This window comes from Nocardia sp. CDC160 (assembly GCF_035818795.1).
Classification (GTDB): domain Bacteria; phylum Actinomycetota; class Actinomycetes; order Mycobacteriales; family Mycobacteriaceae; genus Nocardia.
The window spans coordinates 548,443-563,536 of record NZ_JAYKYT010000005.1 but is presented as its reverse complement, the minus strand read 5'-3'; the positions used below and the strand labels follow the sequence as shown (position 1 = coordinate 563,536).

The following is a 15,094-nucleotide window of genomic DNA, read 5'->3' as shown; positions in this document are numbered from 1 at the left end:
CCCGTAGCCAGATCGTACGGGAGCGATGGCGGGCTGTCGATCGAGTTCCAACCGGTCGGAATTTATTGGTGAGCCGTTCATTTCGAATGCACGCGCATTCGCGAGGCGGAGTGCGAAATCCAGATTTAACCGCGCGTAATCGTCGGGAAACCTTACGGCACAACACTTGGTTCACCCAATGTGACGCTAGACACCTTATGCCACAACAGAATTTAGTGCTGAAGCGGGTCTGGTGCCTGCTCGCTTCGCGGTGAGGTAGCGCTGAACCATGTCACCGTATCCCGATTGGCTGAACCCGGGCGATAATGCCTGGCAGTTGGTGGCCGCGACTCTCGTCGGACTCATGAGCATACCCGGAATCGCGATCTTGTATGGCGGTCTGGTGCAACGCAAATGGGCCGTCAATACCATGCTCATGGCATTCACCGGATTCTCGCTGGTCCTGGTGGTGTGGGTGCTGTGGGGCTTCAAGATGGGGTTCGGCGAGCCCATCAAAATAGGGCCAGGAATCCTGCGGGCCGCAATCGGCAAACCGCACACAATTCTGAGCTCGAACAATCAAGAGCAGGCCGTGATTCCGTTGCTCGACGGACTCATGCCGAAGTTCCGCTTCTCCGAGACCACGCTGGCCTACTTCCAGTTCGTGTTCGCGGCGATCACGCCATTGTTGTTCCTGGGCAGCGTGATCGGACGCATCAATTTCAAGGTGTGGCTGATCTTCGTGCCGCTGTGGTCGACGCTGGCCTACTCGGTCAACGCCTTCCTCATCTGGGGCGGCGGCTGGTGGTCGCAGATGGGCGCGCTGGACTACTCCGGCGGCTACGTCATCCACTTGGCCGCGGGCACCACGGGTTTCGTGGCGGCGGCGGTGATCGGACCGCGACTCGCGCGCGACCGGGAACGCGCGGTGCCCAACAATCTGCCCATGGCCGCGGCCGGGGCGGGCATCCTGTGGCTGGGCTGGAACGGCTTCAATGGCGGCGACCCGTACTTCTCGGGCTCGGATGCCTCACTCGCGGTGATCAATACGAATCTGGCGACCGCGGTCGCGGTGCTGACCTGGGTGATCTGGGACATGCTGGCCGGTCCGGCACGGCGGCCCAACTTCCTGGGCGCGGTCAACGGCATGATCGCCGGTCTGGTCGCCATCACCCCGGCGGCGGGCTTCGTGAACAGCTTCGGCGCCATGGTGATCGGCCTGATCGCCTCGACGCTGGTGTGGCTGTCGTGGAACAAGCTCGGGCGCACGCGGTTGTTCCGCAAGGTCGACGACACCCTCGGCGTGGTGCACACGCACGGCGTGGCCGGTCTGGCGGGCGGCATGCTGGTCGGTGTGCTCGCCGACCCGAACATCAAGGTGTATTTGGGCACCGGTGGCGCGGCCGACGCCACCTACGGCGGCTGGCTCTACGGGCACAATCCGAAACTGCTGCTGTGGCAGGCGGGCGCGGCCGGGACGGTCATCGTCTGGGATGCGTTCATCACCTTCGCGATCCTGAAGATATTGAGCCTGTTCATGAGTCTGCGCATGCCGGACGAGGTGCTCGAGACCGGCGATGTCGGGGCGCACGAGGAGGAGGCGTACCCGGACGACACGCTCGTGCACGCGCAGTCACCCGTGCTGCGGAAACCGCCGGTGCGCGCGCAGGCACCGGTGGAACAGGACGGAGCGGAGATTCCGGCCAAGGAATCCTGATGTCGTCGCCGCTGCAGTTGGGCGGCATGGTCGGTGACCACGAGACGGACCCGGGCGGCGGCGCCGATGCGAAGTTGTTGACGCTGGTGGTGCCGCCCGGCCTGTTCGATCAGATCAAACAGGCCCTGGCCGCCTTCGGGGTCCGCCGCATGGTGGTCACCCAGGTCTATCGGGTGGACGACCGGGACAATCGCGTCGAGAACTATCGCGGACAGCGTTTCGAGACCGATGTCTCCGCCGGGCTGCGGGTCGAGCTGCTGGCCCGCACCGAGGATGTCACCGATCTGGTCCGCATGATCGCGAGCATCGGCTCCAACCACCGGGCGTCCAATATTCAGATCTGGATGATCGACGCCCGGCGGTTGTGAACCGAACCCACGAAGACTCCGAATCCTCGAAAACCTCGAACCTTCGAAAACTCGTTGCCGAGCTCCCGCCTCGATCGTAAGGTCGGGGCGGGAGTCGTGTCGCCTGGCGATCGGGCGGCGAATCGGGCGAATCAATCGGTGGGAGTTCGAGTTTGGCAGTGCTGTTGGCCTTCGGTGTGGTCGCCGATCGGAATCGGCGGGCCTGGCTGGTCGAGACCGGCGAGGAAATCGACCACGACGGGCCCGAGGGCGCTGCCGTCGTGCTGGGGGACCGCGACAGCGATCCGGCCCGCGTGGCGATCGCCTGCGCGGACCTGGCCGGACTCATCGAGCACGGCGGCACGGTAATCGCCGGTGCCGGAATCGATCTGGGGGAGGGTTTCGTCTCCGCCCGCCTGGCCGGGGCGAGCGGCGACCGGCGCGACGCGGTGCTGGCCGCGCTGCGGGTGCTCAAGCTCGGGGGCGCGTGGCGGCTGGGGGAGCGCACGGCCACCCTGGTCGCGCTGTTCGGGGTGACCGCGACCAAGCCGGTCGGGGCCGCCGCGGAACAGGCCATCGGCGAAGGCCGCTGGGCCGCCGTGGTTCTGGCGTCGGCCGCCGCGGAGCTGCTGGGTCCCGAGCAACTGGTGCGGGTGCTGGAGTTGCGGGCCCCCGAGTGCGTCGACCCGGTGCCCGAGGTCGTGCCGTCGGTGCTCGCCGCGAACCTACGGCAGGTGCTCGAGCGGTATTCGCGGCCGCGGCGCCTGGAGCTGGTGCTGGATCTGTGGCGGCGGGTGTGCGCGTGGCAGGTCGCCGAGCTGCGGCGGGATCGTCTGATCGCGAGCCACGATCTGACGGTGCTGGACGCGCTGCGCGAACGGTATCGGGAGTACGACGAGGCGGAAATCGTCAAGCTCGTCCAGGATGCGAACGCCGGGCCGCTCACGATGGTGTCGGCGATCCGCTTCCGGCCGACGTGGCGCGGCCTCTGGAGGCACTCCGTCGAGCGCCTGATCCAGGACGCGGTGTCGGCGACGGTGCTGTTGCGCGCGGCGGTCGCGGTGCACGAGCTCGGCGTGGTCGCGGGCCTGGATCGGGTGCGCGAGGAGATCGCGGCGGTCTCGGCGCTGTACACCAAGGGCGAGATCAAGCGGGCACAGCGGAGCGTCTCGCAGTCCGATCCCTCGGGGCTCCTGCCCGCGCGGCCCGGCGTCCACGTGCGTGAGATCGACGCCCGGCTGCGGCAGCAGGCGCAGGGTGCCGCCTTCGAGCGATTCGTGCGCACCCGGTTGCGCACCGCACTCGCCTACGCGCTGATCATCGCGGACCGTTGCCAGACGCTGCTGGGGCAGGAGATCCCGCGCGAAGTGCTGCCCGAGGCGTGGGATTCGGACGCGCTGCGGGAGTGGCGGGCGGTGGCCGGTCACACCGCGCGGATCGCGCCGACCGACTGGCGGTACGAGCCGCTGGTGCGGCGCGGTCGGCCGAGCCTGGCCGACCGGCTGGCCGCGGGTGCCGACGCCGTCGAGCGGGCGTGCGATCTGGTCTGGATCGCGGAACTGGCCGATGCCATGGCCCAGGCGCGCGGGCACGCGGCCGCGGCGGCCGAGGGCTACTACCGGGTACCCGAGTTCGACACCGATCCGGCACGGCCGCGACCGCATCCGCTGACCCCGCGCTCGGAGTCGATTCCGCTCGCGGTGGCCGGGGCGGCGCAGTTGCTCGCGCTCGGTGCGATCGCGCCGCCGCGGTGCCGGGACTGGGACGAGCTGTGCGGTGCGCTGATGGGCAGCGGTGCCGTCGCCGCCGCGCTGTCGAGCGAATTCGAGGTGGCCGAGAGCGTGCTCGCCCACGACGGCGAGGTGCTGCCCGGGACGAGCCTGCGCGTCCAGATCGCCCGGAACGCGGCGCATCTCGCGGAGTGGTCGGATTACATGGGCAATTGCATTGCCGGACCGTGGTATCAGGACCAGGCGGTGCGCGGGCTCAGCATTCTGGTGGCGGTGCGCGACGAATCGGGCGTGATCGCGGCCAATGCCGAACTGCGCCGGGCGGCAGGCGGTTACGCCATGAGCGAGATCGCCGGACGGTTCAACAATCAGCCGGATGCCGCACTGCGACAGGCGTTTCGGGTGTGGGTCGAGACGCTGCGCGCCGAGGAGCCGGAGGCCGAACCGGCCGAGCTGGACACCGTCGCACCGCCCGCGCGGGCTCGGCGGGGGACCCACAATCCGGTTCGTGACCTCGAACCGGTGCTGCGCGAAGCCGCGCGCAAGGCGATGGTCGACTCCGAGCCCGCGCTGCGCACGCTGGTGGCCCTGGCCGGTGACACCGACGGTGACCCGAAAACCCTGACCGCCCTGCGCCGTTCGACCGCCGATCGGCTGACCCGGTTGTGCGCGGACCACCTCGAGGCCTATCCCGCCGCACTGCCGAGCCTCTGGTCGGCCACCGGTACCCGGCCGCTCGCCGCCGCCCTCGATACTCTCGCACCCACCCTCCTGGACCGCTACCCGCGCCTGCGCACCCTGCCGACCGACGCGCCACTCCCGTCGAAGGTGCTGCGCGTGTTGGTGAAAGATCCGGATATCGCCACGGCCCGTTCCATGGATCTGGTGGCCCAGCGCGTCCGCGCCGCCCTGGGCCGTCTCGCCCGCCACGGCGACCGGTCCTTCACCCACGCCCTCACCCACCACCCCACCGCCGACCTGTTGTGCCCGTTGATCCTGATGACGACGTGCGCCCCCACGCACGCCGTCCCCGTCGCCTCGATCAGCGACCCCCACGCGGTCACCGTCCCCGGCTTCCCCATTACCGACCTCTCCGACCACCACGGCCCCTGGCAATCCGCCTGGCCCGCCGCCCACGACCTCGGCCTGCTCGACACAGACCGAGAGGTCTTCTGGTCTCACATAGCCACCCACGGCCTCCTCATCCCCGCCGCCTGGCTGGGCTCGGGCGGCTGGCCCACCCTCTGGTCCCGAGCCCATACGAAATAGCTGTGCGGCGGACCGCGGTGAGCGCCATGGGCGCAAGCGGATCCGCGATGTACTGCCCACGCCCGCGCACTCATTCGATTGACGAACTCGAGGCCGCGTCGGCGCGAGGCCGCGAGCAGGTGCTCCCTGAGCTTTGGGGCCGAAACCCACTGCCGCCCGGCGGGGATGGGCGACATGGGCATTCGGCCGAGGAGCTTGGGGGTGGTCGGACGGAGGCGGGCGATGCATCTCGCCGGGGGAGATGCATTCGGCGGCGTCGGGCGGTCAGCCTTGGGTGTCGAGAGTGTCGAGGGCGGTGAGGATCTCGTCGGTGGTGGCGGTGACACCCAGGCGGGGGAAGATCTTTTCGACCGAGTGGGTGTGAGAGGCGGCCTCGCGGTCGGCGCTGGCATCGGTGGCAATGACCACGTGGTAGCCGTGCTCGTAGGCGGCGCGGGCGGTGGATTCGACGCCGATGCTGGTGGCTATGCCGCCCAGCACGATCGTGGTGATGCCCCGGCGGCGCAGTTGCACGTCGAGGTCGGTGCCGTGGAACGCGCCCCACTGGCGCTTGGTGATTCGAATATCGGAGGGCTGCACGTCGAGTTCGCTCACGAGTTCGTCCCACCCCTGCGGCGGAGTGAACTGTCCGCCCGGCTGCATGGTCCGACCCGGCGGCATATCGCCGCCGTCCGCGGCGAAGGAGACCCGCACCAGCACAACGGGCAGCCCCCGCTCGCGAAATGCCTTGGCCAACTGTGCACCCCGCCCCACCACCTCGTCGGCGGTGTGCGGAACGGTAGGCGCGGCCGTGATTCCCCGCTGCAGATCGATGAGCACCAGCGCTGTCGTGGGATCCAGCAAATTCGACGTCAAGTGGCAATCCTTTTCTGAGAGTAGTGATTCCATCAGTCCTCAACCAGCCGAGCCAACAGCGGAATCGCCGCGATCAACGAATCCTGCTCGGCGGCCGTCAATTTGGTCCGAATGGCCGAAACCAGCCAATCCTCTTTAGCGTCGTGCGCAACCCGCAATAGTCGCCGCCCCTCCGCCGTCAGCGACATGAGCACCTGCCGCTGATCGCTCGGATGCGCCGCCCGCGAAACCAGCCCCCGCTCCTCGAGCGCCGCCAACGTAGTCCGCATCGACTGCGGCCGAACCCGCTCCGCCCGAGCGAGATCCGCCACCGACATCGCCCCCTCGCTCCCCAGCCGACTGATAACCACTGCCTGCGAAGGCGTCATGTCGATCTCACCCCGAGCCGCCCGCAAGTGCCGCAACAGCCGACTGGTAACAACCCGCAGCTCACCCGCCGCAATCGCCACCTCGGCCGCCGACCGACCCCTCCCATTCGAACTCACCCACCCAGCATGCCATCAACACAGGCAAACTTGCAAGTTTGCCTGTCGAATTAGGTTGGATGGGCGACACTTGTTCTACAACTGCACGAACGATCGTGCGTATAGTGTCGAGTTGTGGATATCTTCGAGCTCGACCGCCGTGCCCTTACTGATCTCGTCACGCTGGTCGATGGGGTGACCGATGCCGATCTCGATTGGCCTACACCGTGTGCGGGATGGGCGGTTCGGGATTTGTTGCGGCACATGAATTCCGAACATGAGGCGATCAGTGAGGTCATTCTGAAGGCTGAGGTCGTGCTCGAGGCGGATCCCAGGAAGGCGTGCGCCCAAGCCGCTTCTCGATGGATCGAAGCCTTCGGCGGCCTCGCCGCCGACCAGCTGGTTCGCCTTCCGAAGTTCGACACCGAACTCCCCGCGCAGTCCCTCCTCCAGGTCCATTTCATCGACATGCTGACCCACCGCTGGGACCTCGCAAAAGCACTCGCCGCAGACCCCGCCCTGCCAGAAGACCTTCTCGCCGTAGCCCTCCCAATCGCCACCGCCATCCCGAACGAGGGCCCCCTACGCGGCCCACACGGCTACGCCGCCCCCCTCCCCACCTCCCCAACCGCCACCCCCACCGACCGCCTGGTCTCCGCCCTAGGTCGCTCCCCCTCCTGGCGCATCTCCTAGCTCACGAGCATGCATTCCAGCAGGTGTCTCTCGGTGTGTCGCTGCTGGATTGCATGCTCGTCGGCGCGGGTGGCTGAATGCCGCTAATGCCATGGCCGATTTCCGCCGGGCATTGGGTCGGTGGGCGAGCAGAGTGGGTGGGGAACGAAGACGGAACGATCAAGGAGGAAGTGATGACCGTCTACACGACCATGGCCAGCCCGGTCGGGGAACTGCTGTTGGTGGGGGAGATTCGCGACGGCGAGACGGTGTTGACCGCCGTGTCGATGGCCGGTGGGAAAGCCGTGCTGGTGGAACCGGACTGGGTTGCCGATGCGGAGGCGTTCGCGGCGGTGGTGCCGCAGTTAGCGGCGTACTTCGCCGGTGAGCGCACCGGGTTCGATCTTCGATTCGGTGACGGCGGAACGGAATTCCAGCGGCGCGTGTGGCGGGCGATCGATGAGATCCCGTATGGCGGCACCACTACCTACGGGGAGATCGCGCGCAGGATTGGCGCGTCGCGGGCGGCCGTGCGGGCGGTGGGGTCGGCGATCGGGGCGAATCCGTTGCTGATCGTGCGGCCCTGCCATCGGGTGATCGGGGCCGATGGCTCGCTCACCGGGTACGCCGGGGGCGTGGAACGCAAGCAGCGGTTGCTGGAACTGGAACGGATCGCGTGATGAGCGCCCCCACCCTGTCGGTGTGGGCCGGGCGGGTCGCCCAGCAGGACTGGGCGGCCCTGGCTCGCGAGCTCGACGAGCACGGGCACGCACTCATGGGGCCGTTGCTCACCGCCGACGAATGCCGCGCGCTCGCAGGGCTTTACGACGAGGAAGACAGGTTTCGGTCGACGATCGACATGGCCCGGCATCGGTTCGGCTCGGGGGAGTATCGGTACTTCACGCATGAGCTCCCCGACCTCGTGGCCGAACTGCGGGCCGCGTTGTATCCGAAACTGCTGCCCATTGCCCGGGATTGGGCCGAACGGCTCGGACGCCCGGGCACCTGGCCGGAGAGTCTCGACGAGTGGATCGCCCGATGCCACCGGGCGGGACAGGTGAAGAGTTCACAGATCCTGCTGCGCTACGGCCCGGGAGACTGGAACGCCCTGCACCGAGACCTGTTCGGCGACATGGTTTTCCCGCTCCAGGTCGTCATCGGCCTGGACGCCCCCGGAGTCGACTACACCGGCGGTGAATTCCTCATGGTCGAGCAGCGCCCGCGCGCCCAATCCCGCGGCGCGGCAATGCCATTGCCGCAGGGCCACGGCCTGATCTTCACCACCCGCGACCGCCCGGTGCGCGGTGCCCGCGGCTGGTCGGCCGCACCCATGCGGCACGGGGTGAGCGTCGTCCGGTCGGGCCAGCGCCACACCCTGGGCCTCGTCTTCCACGACGCCTGACGCCATGTACACCCTGCTCGGCCCGGATGGCCCGTACCGCAGCCGGACTCCGGGCACCCTCGGCGGTCACCGCCGCCTGCGCATCTACGGCCGCCTGGACTGCCCGGCCGCCCTGCGCGCCCTCGCCCGCGGCGGCTATACACCGCATCGGGTGTTCTTCGCCGACGAGGCCACCGCCATAGCGACCGGGTATCGCCCGTGCGCGGTGTGCTCGCGCAGCGCCTATCGTGCGTGGCGTGCCCACCACACCAACTAATACGGACCAGTTGGTCGCTATACCCTGGACCCCATGCTGACCACGTTGGCCGTGGAGAACTACCGGTCCCTGCGCAATCTGCGGGTACGCCTCGGCCGCACGAACGTGATCACCGGCGCGAACGGCAGCGGCAAATCCAGTCTGTATCGCGTGCTGCGGCTGCTGGCCGACTTCTCCCGCAACGGCGCGGTCGCGGGGCTGGCAAGGGAAGGCGGACTCGGATCGACACTGTTCGCCGGTCCCGGCCGCTCGGGCCCGAACGTGCCCTTGCTGCTGCGTGTCGGCTTCGCGGGCGAGGACTTCGGGTACGCCGCCGAGCTCGGCCCGCTGCCCCCGGACCAGACCATGTTCGGCCGCGATCCGGAGATCAAGACCGAGGCCGTCTGGGCCGGACCGGTGCTGCGGCCCTCCACGGTCCTCGCCGAACGCAGCGGCCCGGTGGTGCGACTGCGGGACGAGGGTGGCGGCTGGGGCCTGGTGCCGCACACCGTGAAGGCCTTCGACTCCATGCTCTCCGAACTCGCCGACCCGCAGCGCGCCCCGGACCTGCTGGTGCTGCGGGAACGCATGCGCTCCTGGCGTTTCTACGACCATTTGCGCACCGATGTCGCCGCCCCGGCCCGCGCGCCCCAGATCGGCACGCGCACCATGGCTCTCGCGCACGACGGCGCGGACGTGGCCTCGGCCCTGCGCACCATTGTCGAAATCGGTGATGCCAAGGCCCTGGCCGAGGCGGTCGACCACGCCTTCCCGGGCAGTCGCATCGAGATCGCCGACCACGACGGCCGCTTCGAGCTGCTGCTGCGCCAGCCCAAACTCTTCCGCCCGCTGGCCGCCCCCGAACTCTCCGACGGCACCCTGCGCTACCTGCTGCTCACCGCCGCCCTGCTGTCCCCGCGCCCGCCGCAGCTGCTGGTCCTCAACGAGCCCGAAACCAGCCTGCACCCCGAACTCCTGGACCCGCTGGGCCGCCTGATCGCCCGCGCCGCCGAGGACACCCAGGTCGTCGTGGTCACTCATTCCGATGAATTGATCGGCGTCATCGAGGAGTACGCCGATTCCCCGACCATGATCGAATTGGTGAAACAGGAGGGCGCCACGACGGTGGCGGGACAGGGTTTATTGGATGAACCGCCATGGTATTGGCCGGACCGTTAGTCGCTCGGTGACGTGGAAACCTATTCTGGGGGCGTGAGTGTGGAAACTGTCGGTGAGCAGGGCCCGTTGCCGCGTGGGCGGCACGGGCTGACTCGCGAGCAGGTGGAGGCTTCGCAGTATCGGCGGCTGTGTACCGCCGTGCTGGAGGCGGTGGGGGAGCTGGGCTTCGCGGCCACCACGGTCGCCGATATCGTGAGCCGCGCCCAGGTGGCGCGGCGGACCTTCTACGCCGTTTTCGGCGGCAAGGATGAATGTTTTGCCGCCGCATACGATCTCGCGGTCGGCGCGGCCCTCGATCAACTCCGGGAAACCGTCACCGGTTTGGAGGGTGTGAATTTCGCGGAGCGGGTGCGGATTTCCTTCGAGATCTATCTCAATGTGCTCGCCCTGCAACCGGCGGCGGCACGGGCGCTGTATGTCGAAACGCTCGCGGCCGGACCGGGATTGGTGGAACACCGGCTGCGCGTGCACGAGCGGTTCGCCGACTACATCATGGCGGTGGCCCGGGTCGGCGTGCGCGACGGCGATCTGCCCGCCGAGCCCGACCGGCAACTCATCGACATGTTGCTCGGCGGCATCGACGACCGGGTGCGCGCCTGCCTGCACCAGAAGGGCGCGCAGGCGCTGCCGGAACTGGTGCCGCTGTTCACCCGCACCGCCATCGCCATCGCGAGCACGCCCGCCACCTGACCGCTGTTGGTCGCCACAACTACTCGGCGCACACGGCTTTGACCACTGTCACCTGACACAGCACCGGTGACACAGGCCACAACCGGCTCCTACGGTCGCAATCGGATTCGACGCATTCGGTCGGACCGCGTGAGGCAGTAGGAGATTTCATGAGCTCGACCAACCGCAGGCTCGGCAGCGCCGTCTTCGCCGGTGCGACCGCCCTGGCCGTGGCCTGTTCGACCGGCGTGGCCGCGTCCGAACCGGCCGATTCCGGAAGCAGTTCGGGCTCGGCGATCGTGAGCACCGCCTCGGACACGGTCGGCGTCGGCCCCGAAATGTCGGCCTTCCTGGCCGCTTTCGGCTTCGGACTCGCGCACCCGGATGCCGCGCCGCCGGGCTCCAATGACTGGAACTGCAAGCCGAGCGCCGAGCATCCGCGCCCGGTGGTGCTGGTGCACGGGACCTGGCTGAACACCTACGACAGCTTCTCGTTCCTGTCCCCGCAGGTCGCCCGCGCCGGATTCTGTGTGTTCGCCTTCAATTTCGGCCGCGAGACCCCGCTGGGCGGCGGCGGCATCGGCCCGATCCTGCCGGGACGCTACGGCGTCGGATCGCTCGAGGATTCCGCGAAGCAGTTGGCGCAGTTCGTGGATCGGGTGCTGGCGGCCACCGGCGCGCCCGCGGTCGATGTGCTCGCGCACTCCCAGGGCGGCCCGGTCACCAGCCAGTACCTGAAATTCGAAGGCGGACAGGGGAAGGTGCGCAAGGTGATCAGCTTCGGCGCGACCACCCACGGCACCTCGCTGCTCGGCCTCGCGAGCCTGGGCCGGTTCATCACCAATCTGGGCCTGGATATTCTCGGCTTCTATGAGCCGCTGATCGGCCAGGCCAATACCGAGCAGGTCGTCGGCTCGGAGTTCTACGCCAAGCTCAATGCCGGTGGCGATACCGTGCCGGGCGTCGAGTACACCGCGATCGGCACTACGCACGACGAGATCTCCAACCCTTACGACTGGACCTTTCTCACGCCGGGACCCGATGCGACGGTGGAAAACATTACGCTGCAACAGGATTGCCCGGAGGATCTCTCCGACCATCTGACCATCATGTACTCGCCGCGCGCGGCCTCCATCGCCCTGCGCGCGCTGGACCCGGCCGCCCACCCCACCCTGGTCTGCACCTTCAACCCCTGGGTCATTGGCGGCAGCGGCCACATCTAGCGATGCCTCGAATTTCGGTTTCCCATCATTGAAGGCCCTGGAAGGAACACGATGACGATCAGCGAAGCGGTCGAGACCGGCGGTTACGCAGAGGATTTCGCCACGCGGGGCACGATTCCGCTGCTGCCCGGAATGGACCCGTTCTATCGATCGCCGATCGACCCGGGATCGGTCGCGCCGGGCACGATCCTGCGTTCCCGGCCGGTGACGGTGTCCCTGCTCGGACGCATTCCGCAGCGCGTGCGGGCCTGGCAGCTGCTGTACCGCAGCACCGATCTGGAGGGCAGGCCCGAGGCGACCGTCACCACGGTTCTGCTGCCCTGGGACGCCGATCCGGCGCGGGAGCGCCCGCTCGTCTCGTTCCAGTGCGCCATCGACGCCGTCGCGCCGAAATGCTTCCCCTCCTACGCTTTACAGCACCGCTCGCGCGCACTGGGCGCGATCCCGCAGATCGAATTCCCGCTCATCGTCGCGGCGCTGGCGCGCGGCTGGGCGGTCTCGGTGCCCGACCACGGAGGCATCAACGGACACTTCGGCGCGGCCCGGGAGCCGGGTCACCGCGCCCTCGACGGCCTGCGCGCGGCCCTGCGGTTCGCACCCCTGGGCCTGCACCCGCGCACCCGAATCGGCCTGTGGGGCTACTCGGGTGGCGGCCTGGCCACCGCGTGGTCGGCCGAACTCGCGGCCGAGTACGCCCCCGAACTCGATATCGTCGGCGCGGTCGCGGGCTCACCGGTCGGCGATCCGGCCGCCGCCTTCGTCCGCCTGAACGGTTCGCCCTTCGCGGGTTTCGCCATGGTCTTCACCGCCGGACTCCGCCGCGCCTACCCGCGCCTGGACGAGGCCCTCCGCGCCGTCGTCTCCGCCGAATACCTGGAGCTGCTCGACCGCGCCGAGCACATTGCCACCTTCCCGCTGCTGGCCCGCTTCGCCGGTCGAAATGCCAACCGGCACATCCACGGTGGGCTCGGGGCGCTGCTGACCCGACCCGAAATGCGGACCGTCCTCGCCGACATCGAGCCCGGCGCGACGGCTCCCGCCATGCCGATGTTCGTCGTGCAGGGCGTCAATGACGAGGTGATCGCGGTCGCCGACGTCGACGCCCACGTCCAGCGCTACCGCGACCGCGGCGCGCACGTCCGCTACCTGCGCGACCGCCTCAGCACGCATCTGCCGTTGCAGTTCTTGGCGATTCCGGTCATGGTCGACTGGCTCGCCGATCGCCTCGCGGGCCGCCCGCTGCCCCCGTCGGAGGTGCGCACGGTGTGGTCGGTCGCCGTCTCACCGCGCGCGCTCGTCGAACACGCTCACTCGATCGCGCTGCTGGTGACCATGCTGTCGGGCCGCCCGATCCGCACCCGGTCGGCCTTCCGATAACTGCGCGCCACCAGCGCCGAGCGCAGATACCACAGCCCGGACGGCTGCGCCGGATCGAATCCGGTCAGCTGTCCGATGCGTTTGAGCCGATTGTCGACGGTATTGGTGTGCACGCCCAACAGGCGCGCGGTATGCCGTCGGCTCAGGTCGTTGCCGATATGGCGGCGCAGCGTCTCCAGCAGTTCCGGATATTCGTCCAGCGGATCCAGCAGTGTCCCAAGGTATTCGCGGCCCGGGCCCGGGCGGGTCAGCTGGTATTCCATGGCCAGCTCGTCGAAGCGGTGCAGCCCGGGCGCGCACTCCAGCCGCTGCACCATGTCCAGCAGCTCGTGCGCCTGCTCGGCGGACTCCGGAATGCGTTGCGTCTCCGCGTGGATCACCGTCGCGGTGATGGAAACCTGTGCGGCCATGGACAATCCGGCCACCAGCTGGTCGAGGTCCTCGGCGCGCACGTCGCGAGCGGGCAGCAGCACCGTCCCGCCGTCGGCGCTGAGCAGGGACAGCGCCCGGCCCTCCGCGCGGCGCGCCAGTTCCGACTGCGTGCGCCGCAGCTTGCGCCGCGCCACCACCTCGCCGTCCACCCGGGGATCGCTCTCGCCCGGATGCGGCGGAATGCTCAGCGCCAGAATGTAATACGACTCGTCGATCTCGATGCCCCCGGCGCGCGCCATGGTCGAGGTGGGGTGCCCGGCCAGCAGCGCCGAGGCCACCGTGTGCACGGCGGTGTGATGCTCGGCCACCACCGCGCGATGTTCGCGCACATAGGCGACCGCGAACGCGGAGTCGACCATGGCCAGAATTTCGAGCAAGCGGCGGGCGGTCACCGCGAGCCGGGCGTAGTCCTCCGGACCCGTGGCGTCCACGATGAGGTCGAAGCCCAGGGCGAACCCGTCGTGCACGGCCCGGTGAATGGTCCCGATGGGAATGCCCTCGCGCGCCCAATCCGCGCCCGCCCGTTGCAGCCGTTCGATCTTGCCCGACACGTCCCGGCCCTCGAGGACCCCGGCGGCCAGCTCGAGACAGGTACGGGTGACGGTGGTGACCTCGCCGCGCAGCGCGTCCCCGGGCAGCGTGCCGCAGCGTGCCACGTGCTCGGCGAAATGCGCGACCAGGGCGGTCGACAGCCCGCGCACATCGCGCAGCGGACCGGAAATCGGTGCGGCCGTGAGGGGTTGCGTTGCCTTGATCATGCGCGAATCCTCCACAGCCGTCTGGGAACGCCAGAGTTCCTACTGGCCCGTAACTGTAGCCTGGGTCACCCTGCGCGGCAATATGCTCCATACATTCGCGCCGGTCGCGGGCGGCCACGAGTACGATCGGTCGTATGGAGAGTGCGGAATCCGAGATCACCGACAAGCGACTGCTGCGCGGTTCGCGCACCCGTCGGCTGGTGCTCGGCCGGGCGGTCGACATCGCCTCGCTGGACAGCCTGGAGGGCTTGAGCTTCGGCCGCTTGGCCACCGACACCGGCCTGAGCAAGGCCGGAATCCAGACGCTGTTCCGCAATAAGGAAGCGCTGCAACTGGCCACCATCGACTATTTCCGCGAGGTGTTCATCGACACCGTCACCCGCCCGGCCCTGGCGAAACCCCGTGGGGTGCGGCGGCTGCGCGCCCTGATCGAGCATTGGATCGACTACGCCGCGCAACCCATGTTCGAGGGCGGTTGTTTCCAGTCCGCCAATCTCGCCGAATTCGACTCTCGCCCCGGGCCGGTGCGCGACGCGCTGGCGGAGAATCAGCGCGCCTGGCTCGAGTTGGTCGCGGGGGAATTGGCGTATGCCGTCGAAAACGGCGAAATCGCCGACCTGGATACTGATTTGGCGGCATTCCAGATCGACGCGGTGCTCCGGGCGGCGAATACCGCACTGCGACTGGGGGATAGCGAGGCGGTATCGAAGGTGCGCCGAGTAGTGGAGGGTTTCCTGGCCGCCCCTTGAACAAGGAGCGGCCAGGCCTACTAGGCGATAGGGGCCA

At 68.6% G+C, this 15,094-nt stretch carries 15 protein-coding genes; 12 read left to right on the top strand and 3 right to left on the bottom strand.

The genetic code is table 11. From position 1 onward, the window contains the following. Positions 1 to 268: 268 nt before the first annotated feature. From VMT40_RS30385 to VMT40_RS30375, 3 genes are all read left to right on the top strand, one after another. Positions 269 to 1,696 (top strand): ammonium transporter, encoded by a 1,428-nt coding sequence (locus VMT40_RS30385; protein ID WP_326362495.1) that lies wholly within the window; start codon positions 269 to 271, stop codon positions 1,694 to 1,696. Continuing rightward, positions 1,696 to 2,064, top strand: a complete 369-nt coding sequence (locus VMT40_RS30380) for a P-II family nitrogen regulator (RefSeq protein WP_326312144.1) — start codon at positions 1,696 to 1,698, stop codon at positions 2,062 to 2,064. Before VMT40_RS30385 ends, VMT40_RS30380 begins: the two co-directional genes overlap by 1 nt. A gap of 152 nt (positions 2,065 to 2,216) precedes the next feature. Beyond that, complete coding sequence (locus tag VMT40_RS30375; RefSeq protein ID WP_326362494.1) at positions 2,217 to 5,042, top strand: hypothetical protein; 2,826 nt, start codon at positions 2,217 to 2,219, stop codon at positions 5,040 to 5,042. Positions 5,043 to 5,306: 264 nt separating this feature from the next. Here VMT40_RS30375 and VMT40_RS30370 read toward each other — a convergent pair whose 3' ends face one another. Continuing rightward, complete coding sequence (locus tag VMT40_RS30370; RefSeq protein ID WP_326362493.1) at positions 5,307 to 5,897, bottom strand: hydrolase; 591 nt, start codon at positions 5,895 to 5,897, stop codon at positions 5,307 to 5,309. A 32-nt stretch (positions 5,898 to 5,929) separates the two neighbouring features. Next, entirely contained in the window at positions 5,930 to 6,265 is a 336-nt protein-coding gene (locus tag VMT40_RS30365; protein ID WP_326362803.1) for a MarR family transcriptional regulator, read from the bottom strand. A 231-nt stretch (positions 6,266 to 6,496) separates the two neighbouring features. Here VMT40_RS30365 and VMT40_RS30360 point away from each other — a divergent pair, with 231 nt between their 5' ends. The 8 genes from VMT40_RS30360 (at position 6,497) to VMT40_RS30325 (ending at position 13,118) form a co-directional block, all read left to right on the top strand. Then, the gene (locus tag VMT40_RS30360) at positions 6,497 to 7,054 is read left to right on the top strand and encodes a TIGR03086 family metal-binding protein (protein WP_326362492.1); all 558 of its coding nucleotides are present in this window, start codon (positions 6,497 to 6,499) and stop codon (positions 7,052 to 7,054) included. 173 nt (positions 7,055 to 7,227) lie between these two features. Further along, positions 7,228 to 7,713, top strand: a complete 486-nt coding sequence (locus VMT40_RS30355) for a methylated-DNA--[protein]-cysteine S-methyltransferase (protein ID WP_326362490.1) — start codon at positions 7,228 to 7,230, stop codon at positions 7,711 to 7,713. Beyond that, the gene (locus VMT40_RS30350; RefSeq protein ID WP_326362488.1) at positions 7,713 to 8,435 is read left to right on the top strand and encodes a 2OG-Fe(II) oxygenase; all 723 of its coding nucleotides are present in this window, start codon (positions 7,713 to 7,715) and stop codon (positions 8,433 to 8,435) included. The genes VMT40_RS30355 and VMT40_RS30350 overlap by 1 nt, the downstream gene beginning before the upstream one ends. Positions 8,436 to 8,439: 4 nt before the next feature. Then, a complete protein-coding gene (locus VMT40_RS30345; protein ID WP_326362487.1) occupies positions 8,440 to 8,691 on the top strand; it encodes an Ada metal-binding domain-containing protein in 252 nt (83 codons plus the stop codon). A gap of 33 nt (positions 8,692 to 8,724) precedes the next feature. Next, positions 8,725 to 9,849 (top strand): AAA family ATPase, encoded by a 1,125-nt coding sequence (locus VMT40_RS30340; protein WP_326362485.1) that lies wholly within the window; start codon positions 8,725 to 8,727, stop codon positions 9,847 to 9,849. A gap of 33 nt (positions 9,850 to 9,882) precedes the next feature. Continuing rightward, positions 9,883 to 10,539, top strand: a complete 657-nt coding sequence (locus tag VMT40_RS30335; RefSeq protein WP_326362484.1) for a TetR/AcrR family transcriptional regulator — start codon at positions 9,883 to 9,885, stop codon at positions 10,537 to 10,539. A gap of 149 nt (positions 10,540 to 10,688) precedes the next feature. Further along, a complete protein-coding gene (locus VMT40_RS30330; RefSeq protein ID WP_326362483.1) occupies positions 10,689 to 11,741 on the top strand; it encodes an esterase/lipase family protein in 1,053 nt (350 codons plus the stop codon). 51 nt (positions 11,742 to 11,792) lie between these two features. Continuing rightward, a complete protein-coding gene (locus tag VMT40_RS30325) occupies positions 11,793 to 13,118 on the top strand; it encodes a lipase family protein (RefSeq protein ID WP_326362482.1) in 1,326 nt (441 codons plus the stop codon). Here the strand turns inward: VMT40_RS30325 and VMT40_RS30320 are convergent. After that, the gene (locus VMT40_RS30320) at positions 13,049 to 14,308 is read right to left on the bottom strand and encodes a PucR family transcriptional regulator (RefSeq protein ID WP_326362480.1); all 1,260 of its coding nucleotides are present in this window, start codon (positions 14,306 to 14,308) and stop codon (positions 13,049 to 13,051) included. The genes VMT40_RS30325 and VMT40_RS30320 overlap by 70 nt on opposite strands. A gap of 134 nt (positions 14,309 to 14,442) precedes the next feature. On the opposite strand from VMT40_RS30320, the gene VMT40_RS30315 reads away from it, so the two are divergent. Further along, positions 14,443 to 15,057, top strand: coding sequence for a TetR/AcrR family transcriptional regulator (locus VMT40_RS30315; protein WP_326362479.1), 615 nt, complete (start codon positions 14,443 to 14,445; stop codon positions 15,055 to 15,057). The last annotated feature ends 37 nt before the right edge of the window (positions 15,058 to 15,094 follow it).